Origin of the sequence: Caballeronia sp. LZ019, assembly GCF_031450825.1 — a bacterium.
GTDB lineage: Bacteria > Pseudomonadota > Gammaproteobacteria > Burkholderiales > Burkholderiaceae > Caballeronia.
Genome location: NZ_JARTVZ010000001.1, coordinates 308,552 through 325,082, shown reverse-complemented (window position 1 = coordinate 325,082; position 16,531 = coordinate 308,552). Strand labels below are relative to the sequence as shown.

Sequence of the window (16,531 nt, the reverse complement as noted above, 5' to 3'; positions counted from 1 at the left end):
ATGAGGTGATGTCATGAGCGATACGACACGAGTTACAGAGCGCGGGCAAAGCGCAGTGGCTCCGCAAGAGTCGAATGATCAGCGCCGGCGCGATCCCCGGATGCCGGCTGTGGACATCATCGAAGACGCGCACTCGGTCACCCTTTGGGCTGACTTGCCCGGGGTTTCGAAAGACCGGCTGGACGTGAAAGTTCAGGACGGACGCCTGACGATCGACGCCGAGTCCGTCGTGCCCGTGCCGCCCAACCTGCGGCTGATTCATGCCGATGTGCGGGCGCCGCGCTTCTCGCGGAGCTTCACGGTGAGCGACGACTTCGATCTGTCGAGGATCGATGCGTCGTTAAAAGACGGCGTGCTTCGTTTGACCCTGCCTCGTCGCGAGGAAGCCAAACCGCGGCGCATCGAGGTCACTGCAAGCTGAGAACGAGCCGCACGGCATGAGGTGGACGCGGCGCAGCGCGGCGCTGCGTCCACGACCGCAAGCGTGCCGTCCGGCGTTTTAGACTCAAACAGGAGCTAGCGACGCGCAGTGAGGAGCGAGTAGCAGTGTCCGACCGCTTATCGTGGCACAAGCCGGCGCAAGATGACGCCATGCGAGCTACCGTACGTGCATCACAGCATCAGCGCCTGACGAGCGCGACTGATTAATGCGCCGTTTTAAGCCGACAGCCTGATGGGCGGCACCGGCAATTCATCGCCTTCGATGAAGGCAGTCGCCGATCGAATCGCGAAGTGCATCGCGCAGTCTTCGTTCGCGAAAAAGCCCCATTTCCCGAGCGAAGTCGAATGGCCGTCTTCTTCGAGAATCGACGCTGTGGCTACGAAAGCATTTCCGTTACGCGTGACGTTCGGCTCGAACGCCGCTCCGCCGTGATAGATGATCATTGGTATCTCTCTCAGATTCTGTTTTGCATCGGCACCTGGATGCCGCGATACGGTGAACGGTTCGCTCCTCTTTTTCACTATGTTCTGACAAGGATCGAAACGACGTGTGATATTACCGATCCAGTTTTCGTCTATGCAGTACTTTTAATTTTCCTTACAGTTACGAAGCAGGTCCTTAAATCAGAGGTTTGGCAACTCGCGCCCGTGCCAGGACAGTTGAGCACATTAGAACGACCCCAAGCAGATGCGCCCCACTGTCGTATAACTTGGAGCGAGTCAACTCCCTCGCCTGCAACGACTCCCATAAGCCGCGCTCCCGTGACTCGGCCTCGCGTTGTGCAAGCGCACATGGCCGGAACAAGGCCAAACGCGCCGCGCGGCGCATAATCGGCATGCACTCGAAGGAAGCAGCCCATTGAAGCGCCAAGCCTCGGGAGGACATCATGCTTGTCAGGAACGAAGCGCGCGTCGAACCCCTCATCAATGATCTTCTGGATTTCGCACGAGGGCGATTGCCCGAGCCGGCCTTCCACGTCATCGAGCCGCTGCTGCGCTATTACTACGAACAGGTCGATGTCGAGGACATAGCGAGCCGTGATGTCGCCGATCTCTACGGCGCGGCCATGGCGCACTGGCAGACGGCGCAGAAGTTCGTGCGCGGGCGTGAAGTGCTGCGCGTCTATAACCCGAATCTCGAGCAGCACGGCTGGCATTCGGATCACACGGTGGTGGAAATCGTCAACGACGACATGCCGTTTCTCGTCGATTCCGTGACGATGGAACTGAATCGCCTGGGCCTCGCGCTTCATTCAGCGATTCATCCGGTATTCCGCGTGTGGCGTTCGAGCAAGGGCACGCATGCGGGCGAGATCGAGCGGATCGGGCAAGCCCACGCCGAAGCGGGCGATGGCAACTCCGAACTCGAATCGTTCATCCATTTCGAAGTCGATCGTTGCAGCGACGCGGAACGCCTCGACGAAGTGCGCGACAACATCGCGCGCGTGCTGGGCGATGTACGCGCGGCGGTCGAGGACTGGCCGAAGGTGATCGACGCCGCCCGCGCCGCGATCGGCGAACTCAAGACGCGCGACACCACCCCCGACGGCGTCGAATCTCGCGCGTTCCTCGAATGGATGGTCGCGGACCATTTCACCTTTCTGGGCAGCCGTGATTACGATCTCGTCGAACACGACGGCGGCTTCGCGCTGCGGGGCGTCCCCGGTTCGGGAACGGGCATCCTGCGCGAGAATCTGCGTGAGACGACGCCCGGCGACCTGACGCCGCTGCCTCCGGGTGCGGCGTCGATCATCGAAAGCGCGGCACCGCTTTTCCTGACCAAGGCCAACTCCCGTGCAACGGTGCATCGGCCGGGCTATCTCGACTATGTCGGCGTGAAGCGCACGTCGCCGGACGGGAAGGTGACAGGCGAGCGGCGTTTCCTCGGGCTATACACGTCGACCGCGTATCTCGTGCCGACCTCCGAAATCCCGATCGTGCGGCGCAAGTGCGCGAACATCGTGCGGCGCGCGGGCTTCCTAGAAAAAGGCCACCTGGCGAAGTCGCTCATCACGGTGCTGGAGCAATATCCGCGCGACGAACTCTTTCAGGCGGACGAAGACGTGCTCTTCGAGATCGCGCTCGGCGTGCTGCGTCTGCAGGAGCATCAGCGCACGCGCCTGTTCGTTAGGCGCGACCGCTTCGACCGCTTCGTGTCCTGTCTCGTGTTCGTGCCGCGCGACAAGTTCAACACGGACCTGCGCCGGCGCATCAGCAAAGTGCTGCTGGAGGCGTTCAACGGCAAGAGCATCGAGTTCACGCCGCTGCTCTCCGAGTCGCCGCTGGCGCGCATTCATATCGTCGTGCGCGCGGATCGCGGCACGATGCCGGAAGTCGATACGCGCGAACTCGAAACGCGCGTCGTGCAGGTGGCGCGCCGCTGGCAGGACGATCTCGCCGATGCGCTGATCGACAGTCACGGCGAGGAAGCAGGCAACCGGCTGCTGCAACGCTACGCGGATTCCTTCCCGGCCGGTTATCGCGAGGATTATCCGGCGCGCACGGCGGTGCGCGACATCGAATTGATCGAGGCCGCGCATACGCAGCCGGGCGGCTTGTCGATGAGTCTGTATCGCCCGATCGAAGCCGGGCGGCGCGCGTTCCGCTTCAAGGTGTATCGCGCGGGCGATCCGATCGCGCTGTCGCACAGCCTGCCGATGCTGGAACATCTGGGCGTGCGCGTCGATGAGGAGCGTCCGTATCTGATCGAGCCGACCGGCGCGCCGAACGCCTGGATTCACGACTTCGGGCTCGAATTGCAGGACGAGGTCGAGTTCGATATCGACCGCGTGAAGCCGCTCTTCGAAAACGCCTTCGCCAGCGCGTGGTCGGGCGAGATCGAGAACGACGACTTCAACCGGCTCGTGCTGCGCGCCGAATTCGGCTCGCGCGACGTGACCATCCTGCGCGCCTATGCGAAGTATCTGCGTCAGGTCGGCTCGACGTTCAGCGACGCGTATATCGAACGCGCGCTGATCGGTAATCCGCTGATCGCGAGAAAACTGCTGCAACTGTTCATGGTTCGCTTCGATCCTTCGCGCGGCGGGACTGCCGAGGATCGTGAGAAGGCCGCCGAGTCCGTGCTCGCGGATATCGAGGCGGCGCTCGACCAGGTGCCGAATCTCGACGAGGACCGCATCCTGCGCCAGTTCCTCGGCGTCATCACGGCGACCGTGCGTACGAATCACTTTCATTGCGATGCGAACGGCGAGCCGCGTCCTTACGTGTCGTTCAAGCTCGATCCGTCGAAAGTGCCGGGCCTGCCCGAACCCAGGCCGATGTTCGAAATCTGGGTCTACGCGCCTCGCGTGGAAGGCGTGCATTTGCGCGGCGGACGCGTGGCGCGCGGCGGACTGCGCTGGTCGGACCGTCGCGAGGATTTCCGCACCGAAGTGCTCGGCCTCATGAAAGCGCAGATGGTGAAGAACACGGTGATCGTGCCGGTGGGATCGAAAGGCGGCTTCGTCGTGAAGAACCCGCCGCCCCTCACGGACCGCGAGGCGTTTCTCGCCGAAGGCGTCGCGTGCTATCAGATGTTCCTGCGCGGCCTGCTCGACGTGACGGACAATCGCACGCCCGATGGCATCGTGCCGCCGCCCGACGTGGTGCGCCACGATGCCGACGATCCGTATCTCGTGGTCGCCGCGGACAAAGGCACGGCCACGTTCTCCGACTATGCGAACGCCATCGCGCACGAATACGGCTTCTGGCTCGACGATGCCTTCGCGTCCGGCGGGTCGGTGGGCTACGACCACAAGAGAATGGGCATCACAGCGCGCGGGGCGTGGGAATCGGTGAAGCGCCATTTCCGCGAGATGAACTTCGATACGCAGACCACCGACTTCACCGTGGTTGGCATCGGGGACATGTCCGGCGACGTGTTCGGCAATGGCATGCTGCTGTCGCGCCATATCCGATTGATCGCGGCGTTCGATCATCGGCATGTATTCCTCGATCCGACGCCCGATGCGGCAACGAGCTATGAGGAACGCGCGCGCCTGTTCGCGCTGCCGCGCTCCAGTTGGGCCGACTACGACGCCTCGCTGGTTTCGGCCGGCGGCGGCGTGTATCCGCGCACCGCGAAATCCATTCCGGTGTCGCCCCAGGTGCAGACGGCGCTGGGCATCGCCGCATCCGTGCTGACGCCGAACGAGTTGATTCGCGCGATCCTGCTCGCGCAAGCGGACCTGCTCTACAACGGCGGCGTCGGCACGTATGTGAAGTCGAGCGCGGAGACGCATCAGCAGGTCGGCGATCGTACGAACGACGGCGTGCGCGTCAACGGCGCGGAACTGCGCGTGAAGGTCGTCGCGGAAGGCGGCAATCTCGGCCTGACTCAACTGGGGCGCATCGAGTTCGCGCAGCACGGCGGGCGCATCAACACGGATGCGATCGATAACTCGGCGGGCGTCGACTGTTCGGATCACGAGGTCAACATCAAGATTCTGCTCGGCCTCGTGGTCGCGGACGGCGAGATGACCGGGAAGCAACGCAATGCATTGCTCGCCGAGATGACCGATGAAGTCGGACTGTTGGTGCTGAAGGACAACTACGCGCAGACGCAGGCGCTTTCCATTGCGAAGCGCCATGTCGCCGAAACGCTCGATGCGGAAGCGCGCATGATGCGCTATCTGGAACGCGCGGGGCGGCTCAAGCGGCGCATCGAGTTCTTGCCGAACGACGATGACATCGCTGAGCGCGCGGCGGCGAAGTCCGGGCTGACATCGCCGGAACGCGCGGTGCTGCTCGCCTACGGAAAGATGTGGCTCTACGACGAACTGCTGGAATCCGATGTGCCGGAAGATGCGCTCGTCGCCGGCATGCTGCCCGATTACTTCCCGAAGCCCCTGCAGCAGCGCTACGGCGAAGCGATGCAGCGGCATCCGCTCAGGCGCGAGATTCTCGCGACGCATTTGACCAATGCGCTGGTGAATCGCGTGGGCTGCACGTTCGTGCATCGGCTGATGGAGGAAACCGATGCGCGCCCGAGCGATATCGTGCGCGCCGCGCTGCTGTCGCGCGATGTCTTCGATCTCGACGACCTGTGGCGCTCTATCGACGCGCTGGACAATATCGTCGCGGACGAAGTGCAGGCCCGCATGTTCGTCGATGTCGTGCGCCTGCTCGATCAAACGTCGCTGTGGTTTCTGCGGCAAGTCAAGCGCAACGGCGCCAGTGCGGACGAAGTGAGGGGCCTGCTCGCGCGTTGCCGCGAGGCGGCGCAGCGGCTCATGCCGCAACTGCCGGCGCTGCTGCCTGCCGCGCAACTGGACGCCTGGTACGGGCTTCGGCGTGAACTGGAGGATGCGGGCGTCGAAAGCAGCATCGCGGCGCGCGTTGCAAGCGGCGAGATTGCAACGGCGGTGCTCGACAGTGCGGAAGTCGCGGCGTGCTCCGAGCGCAGTCTCGAACTTGTCGCGAGCGTGTACTTCGGCATCGGCACGCTGCTCGACTATCGGGGCATAGCCGAACGCGCAATGGCGCTGCCGATCTCGACGCACTGGGATCTGCTGGCGCGTGCGGCGGCGCTCGAAGAATTCGCGCGTCTCAAGCGCGCGTTGACGGTGAGCGCGCTGGAAGAATCGCGGGGCATCGATGCGGCCGACGTGATCGTCGAAACCTGGCGCGCCCGGCGGCAGGATGCGCTGGATCGCTATACGCGCCTGCTCGCGGAACTGCGTGCAAGCGGCGTCGCGAGTCTTTCGATGCTGCTCGTCGTGGTGCGCGAGATGGCGGTGCTGGAACGCGCCTAGGCTGCTCAGCGACAGCGGCGCGCGCCGTCGCTGTCGCCCGTTTTCCGCGCAGGCTGTCCCGGAGCCGTCTCGCTTCGACGAATTCAGGAGCGCCGGATTCCTAACGCAAGGAGCATCATCCGAGCACCGGCGCCTTTCGCCTGCCCGCGCCCTGTTCATACGCGAAGGCGAGCCCTAGCAGCGCCGCTTCATCCCACTGGCGACCTACGAAGATAAGCCCGAACGGCGCACCCGACTCGTAATACCCCGCCGGCACGGCGATGCCCGGCAGACCCGCGATGTTGATCTCCCCCACCGTCGTCTCCTGAATGATGTCGGTCCCGTGCAGCGGCGGAAGCTCGCATCGCATTTGTGGGAAGACGAGGGCGTCGAGTCTTTGCTCGTCGAACACTTTGTCGAAGATGCGCAAATAGCGCGCCTTCAGTTCGACGAATTCGGGCATCTCGGGCGGCAGCGACGGATTGGCGAGTGCGGCCTTGAAATCCGCGAGGCTGTGCATGTATTTCAGCACGCCGTCCGGTGCGAACGGGTCTTCGTCCCGCGTGGCCTCCGCGAATTCCGCGAAGCTCTTGATAGCGGCGCTCTTGCCGAGCCGCTCCAGGTATTTCTGCAAGTCGTAGGGAATGGACTCGAGACCGCGCGCATCGAAATTGTGAAGCGGCGCAGTCGGCTTGCGCAATTCGGCGAAGCCCGAGCCCTGGAACGGATCGTCGATCAGCGTCGCGCCGAGCGATACCAACTCACCCTTCACGCGCTCATACAGCCTCGCGGCTTCGTCGGAAAGCGGCTGCGTGCGCCATCCGGGACCGTACAGACCGATGCGTTTGCCCCGCAGCGCGTTGCGGTCCAGCGCGGCCGCATAGCCGCCATCCGGTTGCCGGCCGATGCTCGCGAGCGTTTTCGGATCTTCGCCCGTGTAGCCGGCGAGCACGTCGAGACAGAGTGCGGCATCCCGCACGTTGCGGGCGATCGGCCCGACTACATCGCGATTGCTGGACAACGGCACGACGCCCGCATTCGGCACGAGCCCGATAGTCGGCTTGATGCCCACGAGGTCTTGCGCCGATGCGGGGTTCTGTATCGATCCGCCGGTCTCTTCGGCGAGCCCGAGCACCGCCATGCCCGACGCCACCGCCGACGCCGTTCCCGCGCTGCTGCCGCCCGGCACGCGGTCGGGCTTCGCGACATTGATGGTGGGGCCGGCCCAGCTATCGTTCGCATGAGAGCCCGTGTGGCTCAGGATCGGAACGTTCGTCTTGCCGAGCAGGATCGCGCCCGCGCGCCGCATGCGCGCGACGACCGGCGCATCGCGCTCGGGCATCAGATCGATGCCGCCCGTCTTGCTGTAGAGCTTCGACCATCCCGCCGTGGTCGGAAAGCCGACCATGTCCATCGGGTCCTTGATGACGACAGGCACGCCCGCGAGCGGCCCCAGCGCTTCGCCGGCAGCGCGCCGTTCGTCGATCCTGCGGGCATCGTCGATTGCCGCCGGATTCAGAAAGATCAGCGCGTTGTAAGCGCCGTTATAGCGCTCGATCCGGTCGAAGCAGGCGCGCGCCAGTTGTTCCGCCGTGAAACTGCCGCTCCGGAAGCCTTCCTGCACGGCCTCGACCGTGAGATTGCCGAGATCGATGTCGATCGCACTGCGTGTATCCATTCGATGCCCCCGTTGAGTTGATTCGTTCTTCAGAGCTGAACGCCGCGCGTGAGCGCACCGTCGACGACGATGTTCGCGCCGCTCACGAAGCTCGCCGCCGGACTCGCGACGAATGCGACCGCATTGGCGATCTCCTGCGGCCTGGCCATGCGGCCGGTCGGGTTCAGCGCCAGCGCCCGTTCGAAAAGCGCCGGATCGTTGTGCTCGATCCAGTCCCACACGCCGCCTTCGAAGTACACGTTGCCCGGCGATACCGTGTTCGCGCGAATTCCCTTCGACGCCAGTTGATTCGCGAGCCCCTGCATGTAATGCACGAGCGCGGCCTTGAAGACGCCATATGGCCCGGCCGCGAAGTCGATCTCGCGGCCCGACACGCTCGAGATGGCGACGATCGATGCCGCCTGGCTCGCCGTGAGATAGGGCATGGCGGCATCCACGAGATTGACGGTGCCGAGCAGATCGGTTTCGAACTCCTTGCGCCACGATTCGATGTCGTTGCCGATGGCAAGCGCGCTCACGTTGGCCACGACGATGTCCAGCCCGCCCCACTCCGAACCGACGCGCCCGACCCACGCCTTCAGCGCGTCGCCATCCGAGACATCGACGGCCGCCCCCGACGCGCGCGCGCCGCTCAGTTCGGTCAGCGCATTCGCAGTCGCTTCGACGCTCGCCTGATCACGTGCGCAGATAGCGACTTCAGCGCCCTCGGAAGCAAGCGTGCGTGCGATCGCGAGACCGATGCCTTTGGTTCCGCCGGTCACGATCGCTTTCAAGCCCTTCAGTTGCAGGTCCATCTTCGTCGCTCCTTTGTCGATGAAATGACGCTACGACGGCGCTCATTCCCGCTCGCGCCCGTCCTCCGACGCCATGCCGCGCGCAATCTGCAGTACTTCCCCCGCCTGAATGACGGAATGGCAGATGTCGTCGATGGTCACGCGCTTTTCCATCGCCTGCGCGCGCAGCATGTCGTAAGCCTCGCGTTCGCTCACGCGATGCATGGTCATCAAGATGTTCTTGGCTTCCTGCAGATGCCGGCTGTCGAGCAGTTTCTGTTCGAGCTTCGCGATCCGTTGCGCATACTGACGCGCGCGCTTCGCGTGATGCAGCGCGATCACGACGGTGGACAGCAGGCCGGAGGCACGGATCGGCGTCGTGACGATGCCGTCCGATCCCATCTTGATCGCCTGATCGATGAAGGTCGGATTCTCATACGCCACCACGCAGATGACAGGCGGCGCATCCGGCCCGCCCCACTCGCCTTTCGGCGCGCGCTCTTCCGGGAGCAACGCGCGAAACACCAGATCCGTCTTCTCGGGCAGCGTGTCCGTGGGCGGCCAGCACCGCTCGACCTGAAAACCCATGCGCCGGAGATGGTTCGTAAGCGTCAGCCCGTCATCGTCGTCCGGATGAAACACGACGACGCGCGCATTGCGCTCGAGAATCGAACCGGTCAGGCTTCGCTGGCTTCTGTCCATTCGCGCGCTCACGTCAGTACTCTCGCGTGCTCAACTTCGTGACCCAGTCCCCGAGCGTCTGATGCGTCATGTATGGATCGGGGCCGACAGCGAACTTCGATTCGCGCAGGATGGTGAACTGGCCGTCGGCATTGGCGCGGCCGATGCGCGGAAAGAGCGCCATGTGATGATTGACCGGATCGATGCGTACCCTGCCCTGCGGCGCGGCATATTCCGAGCCGAGCAGATGCGGCATGATGACGTCGATCTCGTCGGACCCTGCCCGCGCGCACGCTTCCGCGAACATGTGCATCTGATAGTACGCGGCTTCCCAGTTCACGTCCGTCGGGGTGTCGGAGCCGTAGCGCGACTGGTGATGCGCCACCGCGCGGCGATTCTCTTCCGTGTCGACGCTCTGAAAATAAGGCGCCGCCGTGTAGTGCCCTGCCGCGATGCCGGGCTGCATCGCGTGAATTTCGGTCTCCGATGTATTGAGGCTGCCGATCGGCATGCGCGACGGATCGAAGTCCGCGTGCGCGTAGGCATCGTAAAGATAAGGCACCGTCGCACCGATGACCGTGCTGAAAATCCAGTCAGGCGACTTGCGGCGGATGTCCGCGACGACCTGTTCGAACTGCTCGCGCGTGGCGTCGAGCGACAGATAGCGTTCGCCGAGAATCGCGCCTTCCGGATGCTGTAGCAGCAGCTCCTGCATGGTGCGGTTGCATTCGTACGGATAGACGTAACTCGAACCGACGAAGTACACGCGCGCGCCGAAAGTCTCGGTCATGAAGTCCGCGAGTTGCACGCCGTTCTGATTCGGCGACGCCCCGCTGTAGATGATGTTGTCCGAGTACTCGAAACCCTCGTACATCTGCGCGTAGATCAGAAGCCGGTTGTGCTTTTCGACGACGGGCAACATCGCCTTGCGGCTGGTCAACGTGTAGCCGCCGAAGATGGTGTTGACGCCGTCCTTGACGATCAGCCGCTCCGCGAGTTCGCGGAACGCAGCCGGGTCGGACGCGGGATCGTAGTGAAGGGCGACGAGTTCGCGCCCGCCAATGCCGCCGCGCGCATTGATCTCTTCGACGGCGAGGCGCGCACCGCGCCATTGAGACTGCTCGAGCAACGCGGTCGAGCCGCTCGTCGAGCACAGCAGGCCCACTCGGATGGGATCGGACAAAGCCATTTCGTCACACGCTCTGGAATGCGCGCGGAACGGACGCTCCGCGCGTTGCAGCTACTGCCTGGGATGCTTCGGCCTGACCCGTTACTTCAAATAGTGCTTGGCGACCATCGCGCCCACCGTGTATTTTGGATCGACAAAATTGCCGAGTCGAACCTTGCCGACCTGGCTCAGCATCATGTACGCGTCCCACTTGTCGAAACCGTACTCCGCGGCCATCCAGAGCACGAGTTCGCGATAGGCGATGCGCGTCGCGTCTTCCAGCGGCCGGGCGCTGCCGATGCTCATCAGCGCATCCTCGTTCTCGAGGCGCGGCCAGTCGATCTGCCACTTCTTGATGAGGTCGACGCGTACGGTCGTCGTGCTCTGATATTCGACCGCCGTGCCGCAGACTTCGCCGTCGCCCTGACAGGCGTGGGCATCGCCGATGAAAAGCCGTCCGCCCGGCGAGCGCACCGGCAGATACGTGATGCTGCCGGGCCCCATGTCGGGCACGTCCATGTTGCCGCCGTGATTGTCGGGCGTGAGCGAGTTGATCGAATCGATCTCGGGCGAAAGACTCAGCGTGCCGATATGCGGCTTGTACGGCAGCGTGTTGCGCTTGCTCCAGTACACGTTCTCTTCGTCGATCTTTATCTTGCGCACCACTTCCGGAAGCGGCTCGTTCAGCAACGCGGTGTAGTCCGTGCCGGTCAGTCCGCCGAAGTTCGGGATCATGCAGCAGAAGCCGTGGGGATCGTCACCGCGCGGCGCCATCTTTTCGATGTACACGGCGACCACATCGCCCTTTTCCGCGCCTTCGATCATGATCGGCCCGTTCTGCGGATTGAGGAACGGCACCTGCAGCACTTCGGACGGCTTGTCCGTCTCCTCCTTGATCTTGCCTTCGAACGCATCGCGTGTTTCGACCACGACGCGATCGCCGGGCTTCACGTGCAGCACCGGCTGCGAGTACGGCCCGATGGTGTAGTGATAGGTCTTTTGCATCTCCTCGGTCAGGTGGTGTTCCACCGGTTCACGATCAGCGCCGACGCCACGCTTCATCATGATCGAGTCCTCAAGCCATTTCATGTTTCGCTCTCCGTCACAGTGCCAGATACTGGCGAATCAGTTGTTCGTCCGCGAGTTGCGCGGGACTCAGTGTCTCGACGATCCGTCCCTTGTCCATCACGCAGCAGCGTGTCGCGATGCGCTCGACCATGCCCATGTCCTGCTCGACCAGCACCACGCCGATCCCTGTTTCGCGCGCGATCTGCTGAAGCGTTTCACCGATCAGATCGACGATGGATGGCTGGATGCCTTCGGACGGCTCGTCGAGCAGGATCACCTTCGGCGAGCTGATGAGCGCCCGCGCGATCGCAAGCTGTTGCTGTTCGCCGCCGCTCATGGTTCCCGCTTTCTGCTGATAGCGCTTCTTCAGAATCGGGAAGTACCCGACCACTGTGTCCTTCATTCGCGCCGCCTGCGCGCGATTCGCCTGTGCGCCGACCTGCAGGTTCTCGGCGACCGTCAGCGCCCCGAAGACTTCGCGGCCCTGCGGCACGTAGCCCATGCCTTTCTGCGCGCGGGCATAAGGCTTATCGTGGCCGATGGATTCGCCATCGAGTTCGATGCTGCCCGCATCGAGGCCGATCAGACCGATCAACGCGCGCATCAGCGTCGTCTTGCCGACGCCGTTGCGTCCGATCAGCGCCAGCACTTCGCCGCGTCCGACACCGAACGACACGCCGTTGAGCACGCGCCCGCCGCCGTACCCCGCTTCCACGCCCGACACCTGAAGCAACGCGCTCATTTCTTCTTCCCCAAATAGACTTCCGCGACATCGTCGCGTGCGAGGATGTCGTCGAGCGGACCGTCGGCAAGCAGGCTTCCGCCGTGCAGAACCGTCACGCGCGAGGCGATCTGCTTGACGAAGGTCATGTCGTGCTCGACGACCATCATCGTGAGACCGGCCGCCGAAAGACGCTTGATGAGCTCGCCGGTCGCGTGCGTTTCCTCGACGGACATGCCCGCCACGGGTTCATCGAGAAACAGCAGCTTCGGACGCAGCGACACGGCCATCGCGATCTCGAGCCATTGCTTCTTGCCGTGTGACAGGTTGCGCGCGAGCACGTGTTCCTCGTTCTCCAGCATGAAGCGTTGCAACAGCTCGTCGAGACTTTCAGGCCGATCGTCTTTCGCACGATGCAGCGACAACTGCAGATGCTGGCGCACGGTCAGATCGGGAAACACGCCCGGAATCTGAAACTTGATGCTCATGCCCATGCGGATGCGTTCATGCGGCAGCACATGGCTCATGTCCTGGCCGAGAAACATCACGCTGCCTTCCGACGGCCGATGCTCTCCGGTGATGAGCTTGAAGAACGTGCTCTTGCCCGCACCGTTGGGCCCGATCACGCAGCGAATCTCGCCTGCATCGATACTGAAGTCGATGCCGTTGATGACGTGGGCGCCGCCGAAGTGCTTCTTGAGTCCGCGCGTTTCCAGCAGCGTGGTCATGACTTGCCCTCCTCTCGTTTGAGACATGCACCGCCGCGGCCCGTATCGTGGCCCGCGCGGCGATACAGACGCCGCAGATGCCGCGTGACGAACGGCAGCAGACCTTCCGGCGCTGCCAGCACGACGATCAGCAGGATCGCGCCGAGCAGAATGAGCGCGTACTGGCTGCCGTACACCGCGAGGTTCTGCGAGAGCCACACGAGCAGTGCCGTGCCGACGATGGTCCCGCCGATGCTCTTTCGCCCCGAGGTCGCGACCCAGATGACCGGCATCGCGGCGGAGGTGAGGCCCATCGTCGATGGCGTGATGTAGGAACCCCAGATCGTGTACAGCGCGCCCGACAATCCGCCGAGCGTGCACCCGAGCACGAAGACGAGAAGCTGATGGCGGCGGATGTCGACGCCCAGCATCTCCGCGCGCTGCGGATTCTCGCGAATGGCGATAAGCGTGAGTCCGAACGTGCCGTCGAGCAGCCTGCGTATCGCGACATAGACGACGAGCAGCAGGATCAGCACGAGGTAGTAGAAGCTCGCGTTTTCCAGCGTAAGCGGCCCGCCGGGCCAGGGAATCGTCAGCGGCGGCATGCCGCCCATGCCGTTGTAGCCGTTCAGCCGCGCTTCGCCGATCGCCCATTGCGGACCGGCCGTCTGCGACATGAAGGTTTCGAGCACGAGCGTCACCGAGAGCGTGACGATGCCGATGAACACGCCCTTGATGCGGCCATAGAAAATCATGTAGCCGATCAGCGCCGCGACGACGACGCTCACCGCCAGCCCCGCGCCGAGACCCAGCCATGAGTCGAACCACGCATCGCCGTAATTGAGCGTGAAGATGCCGTAGCTGTAACCCGCCAGGCCGAAGAAGGCGGTCTGCCCGAAGGACAGGATGCCGCCGTAGCCCCACATCGCGGCGAGGCCGACCGCACCGAACGCCCACAACAGGCAGTACGCGAGGTTGCCGCTCGTGGTGGCGTCCACGATGAGCGGCAGAACGAGGGCCACGAGCCAGGGGGCGTACTGCAGCGCGCGTGTCGTGGCGCCGGCCGGGGCCAGCCCCGAAGGCACTTTCGTTTGCTTCACGTCGGCCTCCTAGCGCGAGCGGGAAAAGAGATTGCCGAGACCTTGCGGCATCAGCCGGATCACGACGATGACCGTCACGAGCAAGCCGATCTGCCCGAACAGCTGACCATACGACGCCGTGAGCGCGGTCTGGATGACGGCGAGCACCGCGGCTGCGGGCGTGGTTCCCGCAATCACGTTCGCACCACCGACCACTACCGACACGAACGCCTGCACGATGAAGTTGCTGCCCATCGTCGGCACCGCGGTCATGGTCGGCGCATAGAGCGCGCCGGTCAGCCCGGCGAGCCCCGCGCCGAGCGCGAACGTCAGCGTATAGAGCCGGTCCGTGCGCAGGCCGAGACATTGCGCGATGTTGGCGTTCTGAATCGTGGCGCGGGCGCAGACGCCGTAATTCGTCTTGAAGAACAGCAGATAGAGGCCGAAGAGGATGGCGAGCGCGATAGCCGGCAGCAGCGCACGATATGTGGAGAACGAATAATCGCCGAGCGAGAACGATCCGAACGGCGTGCCGATGCCTTCTATCGAAGGACCGGCGACGAGCAGCATCGTCTGCTGCACGATGAGGCTGATTGCCCACGTCGCCACGACCGAATCGAACAAGCGATCGTACAGGTGACGAATGACGAGCCGCTCGATGACCACGCCCGCGATCGCCGCCGCAAGCGCGCCGAGCAGCATCGCAAGAGGAAGCGGCACGCCGCGCTTGGCCGCGAGGATCGTCACATACGCGCCGCACATGATGAACTCGCCATGCGCGAGATTGATGACGCCCATCATGCCGAAGATCACCGCGAGACCGAGCGCCGCAAGGACCAGATAGGCGAAGCTGTCGCCGAACTGATAGACGAGCGAATAGAGAACCGAAAAGGTGGCCATGCATGCTCCACGTTCAGAAGGCGAACGCGCGTTCGCCGTGTTCGGCGCGCGCGCGTCCGCCCGGATCAGGACTTCTTGGGCAGGTTCGACGGCGTGTACTGACGATGATCCGGCTTGTTGGGCAGATCGCAGCCCACCTTGCCGAGCCAGTACGGCTGCACGTTTTCCCAGACCTTCGGGATCTCGACGGAGTGATCGTCCTTCACGCGCACCAGATAGATGGTATGGCTCGCATGATGGCTTTTCGGATCGATGCAGACCTTGCCTTGCGCGCCTTCTGTGCAGATGCCGGTTTCAAGCGCCTTGCGCACTGCTTCCTGATTCGTCGTCTTCGCTTTTTCGACGGCGGCCTTGTAGAGATAGATGGCGTCGTAAGCGTTCGCGGCTTCCTGATTGATGTACGGCTCATTCGGGAACTTCGCGTGGAAGCGCTTCTTGAAGTCGTTGCTGGCGGGCGAATCGACTTCCTCCACGTAGTTCGCTGTGACGTACATGTCCTTCAGCGCAGGCGGTTTGAAGCGCTTGTGTTCATACGCCTGACCGACGTTCACCGAGCTTGCCATCGGCAGATTCAGATGCGATGAAGCCTGCTGTTCGTAGTACGACGCCTGATTCGCGCCGACCAGCAGCGTCACGACGAAGTCGGGCTTCGCCTTCTGGATGTTCTGGATCGTCTGCCCGAACTGCGATACGGACAGCGGAATGAATTCCTCGCCGACCATCGTGCCGCCGTTCTCCTTGACGATATTGCGCACCCATTCAGCCGAGATCTGCCCGAAGTTGTAGTCGGCGGCAATGGTGTACACCTTCTTGCCGTACTTCTGCATCATCCAGGGAATGAGGGTCGAGAATTGCTGCTCGGGGACGGCGCCCGTGACGAAGGTGTTGGTGTCGCACACGCCGCCTTCGTACTGGTTGTCGTACCAGTAGAGCTGATGCGCGCGATCCATGATGGGCCGTATCGCCTCGCGCGATGCGCTGGAGAACGCCCCGAAGATCACATCGGGCTTGTCGGTCTGAACCAGACGCCGCGCGAGTTCCTGGAACTTGGTGTTGTCGGACTGCGTGTCGTAGGCAATCAGCGAGACCGGACGTCCGAGGATGCCGCCCTTCGCGTTGATCTCATTGACTGCGAGCTGCGTGGCGTGAATCTTCGGGATGGTCGCCAGTGCGAAGTTTCCCGAGGCATCTTCCAGCAGGCCGATCTTTACCGGATCGGCGGCGCTCGATGCAAGCGATGTGAGGGCAAGTCCTGCGGTAAAGGCGAGACGCATCCAGCCCGACGGCTTCATCAACATGCGGGTTCTCCATAAATGAGCGCTAGAACAGGGGAAAAACGCGGACAAAAAAAAGCCCCCTGACGAACCGTCGGTTCGTCAGGGGGCTTCTGTGCCGGGTCCTCGGGCGGACATCTTTGTCGGGCCGCGAGGGATGAGGCCAAGTCTAATGCGTCAAATTTTTAGTTGTCAACGGCAATCAAAAATAGGCAGGACCGCAGAACGGCAGGGTTCCCGCGGCGTCACCCGGCTATCGATGTCCGGCCAGCGCGAGGAACGGCCTCGATCACGCGCACACATACTCAC

At 63.3% G+C, this 16,531-nt stretch carries 13 protein-coding genes; 2 read left to right on the top strand and 11 right to left on the bottom strand.

Features of this window, described 5'->3' with window-relative positions:
• Positions 1 to 13 precede the first annotated feature (13 nt).
• The gene (locus P9255_RS01395) at positions 14 to 421 is read left to right on the top strand and encodes an Hsp20/alpha crystallin family protein (protein WP_309768503.1); all 408 of its coding nucleotides are present in this window, start codon (positions 14 to 16) and stop codon (positions 419 to 421) included.
• 236 nt (positions 422 to 657) lie between these two features.
• On the opposite strand, the gene P9255_RS01390 is transcribed toward P9255_RS01395, so the two are convergent.
• Positions 658 to 885, bottom strand: a complete 228-nt coding sequence (locus tag P9255_RS01390; RefSeq protein WP_309768502.1) for a hypothetical protein — start codon at positions 883 to 885, stop codon at positions 658 to 660.
• A 443-nt stretch (positions 886 to 1,328) separates the two neighbouring features.
• On the opposite strand from P9255_RS01390, the gene P9255_RS01385 reads away from it, so the two are divergent.
• Positions 1,329 to 6,194, top strand: a complete 4,866-nt coding sequence (locus tag P9255_RS01385) for an NAD-glutamate dehydrogenase (protein WP_309789063.1) — start codon at positions 1,329 to 1,331, stop codon at positions 6,192 to 6,194.
• Between the two features lie 115 nt (positions 6,195 to 6,309).
• On the opposite strand, the gene P9255_RS01380 is transcribed toward P9255_RS01385, so the two are convergent.
• From P9255_RS01380 to P9255_RS01335, 10 genes are all read right to left on the bottom strand, one after another.
• Positions 6,310 to 7,851: an amidase gene (locus P9255_RS01380; protein WP_309768500.1), complete on the bottom strand. Its 1,542-nt coding sequence runs from the start codon at positions 7,849 to 7,851 to the stop codon at positions 6,310 to 6,312.
• A 29-nt stretch (positions 7,852 to 7,880) separates the two neighbouring features.
• Positions 7,881 to 8,645 (bottom strand): SDR family NAD(P)-dependent oxidoreductase, encoded by a 765-nt coding sequence (locus P9255_RS01375; RefSeq protein WP_309768499.1) that lies wholly within the window; start codon positions 8,643 to 8,645, stop codon positions 7,881 to 7,883.
• Positions 8,646 to 8,687: 42 nt separating this feature from the next.
• Positions 8,688 to 9,338 carry an ANTAR domain-containing protein gene (locus P9255_RS01370; RefSeq protein ID WP_309768498.1) on the bottom strand — a complete coding sequence of 217 codons (651 nt, stop codon included), beginning with the start codon at positions 9,336 to 9,338 and terminating at the stop codon, positions 8,688 to 8,690.
• A gap of 1 nt (position 9,339) precedes the next feature.
• Positions 9,340 to 10,494 carry a transporter substrate-binding domain-containing protein gene (locus P9255_RS01365; RefSeq protein WP_309789062.1) on the bottom strand — a complete coding sequence of 385 codons (1,155 nt, stop codon included), beginning with the start codon at positions 10,492 to 10,494 and terminating at the stop codon, positions 9,340 to 9,342.
• Positions 10,495 to 10,575: 81 nt separating this feature from the next.
• On the bottom strand, positions 10,576 to 11,562 hold the full coding sequence (locus P9255_RS01360; RefSeq protein ID WP_014252311.1) for an acetamidase/formamidase family protein: 987 nt from the start codon (positions 11,560 to 11,562) through the stop codon (positions 10,576 to 10,578).
• A 13-nt stretch (positions 11,563 to 11,575) separates the two neighbouring features.
• Positions 11,576 to 12,283, bottom strand: a complete 708-nt coding sequence (locus tag P9255_RS01355) for an ABC transporter ATP-binding protein (protein WP_309768496.1) — start codon at positions 12,281 to 12,283, stop codon at positions 11,576 to 11,578.
• Positions 12,280 to 12,990, bottom strand: a complete 711-nt coding sequence (locus P9255_RS01350) for an ABC transporter ATP-binding protein (protein ID WP_309768495.1) — start codon at positions 12,988 to 12,990, stop codon at positions 12,280 to 12,282. Before P9255_RS01350 ends, P9255_RS01355 begins: the two co-directional genes overlap by 4 nt.
• Positions 12,987 to 14,069, bottom strand: coding sequence for an ABC transporter permease subunit (locus P9255_RS01345; protein ID WP_309768494.1), 1,083 nt, complete (start codon positions 14,067 to 14,069; stop codon positions 12,987 to 12,989). Before P9255_RS01345 ends, P9255_RS01350 begins: the two co-directional genes overlap by 4 nt.
• 9 nt (positions 14,070 to 14,078) lie before the next feature.
• The gene (locus P9255_RS01340) at positions 14,079 to 14,948 is read right to left on the bottom strand and encodes an ABC transporter permease subunit (protein ID WP_309768493.1); all 870 of its coding nucleotides are present in this window, start codon (positions 14,946 to 14,948) and stop codon (positions 14,079 to 14,081) included.
• 65 nt (positions 14,949 to 15,013) lie between these two features.
• Entirely contained in the window at positions 15,014 to 16,246 is a 1,233-nt protein-coding gene (locus P9255_RS01335; protein ID WP_309789061.1) for an urea ABC transporter substrate-binding protein, read from the bottom strand.
• Positions 16,247 to 16,531: the final 285 nt, after the last annotated feature.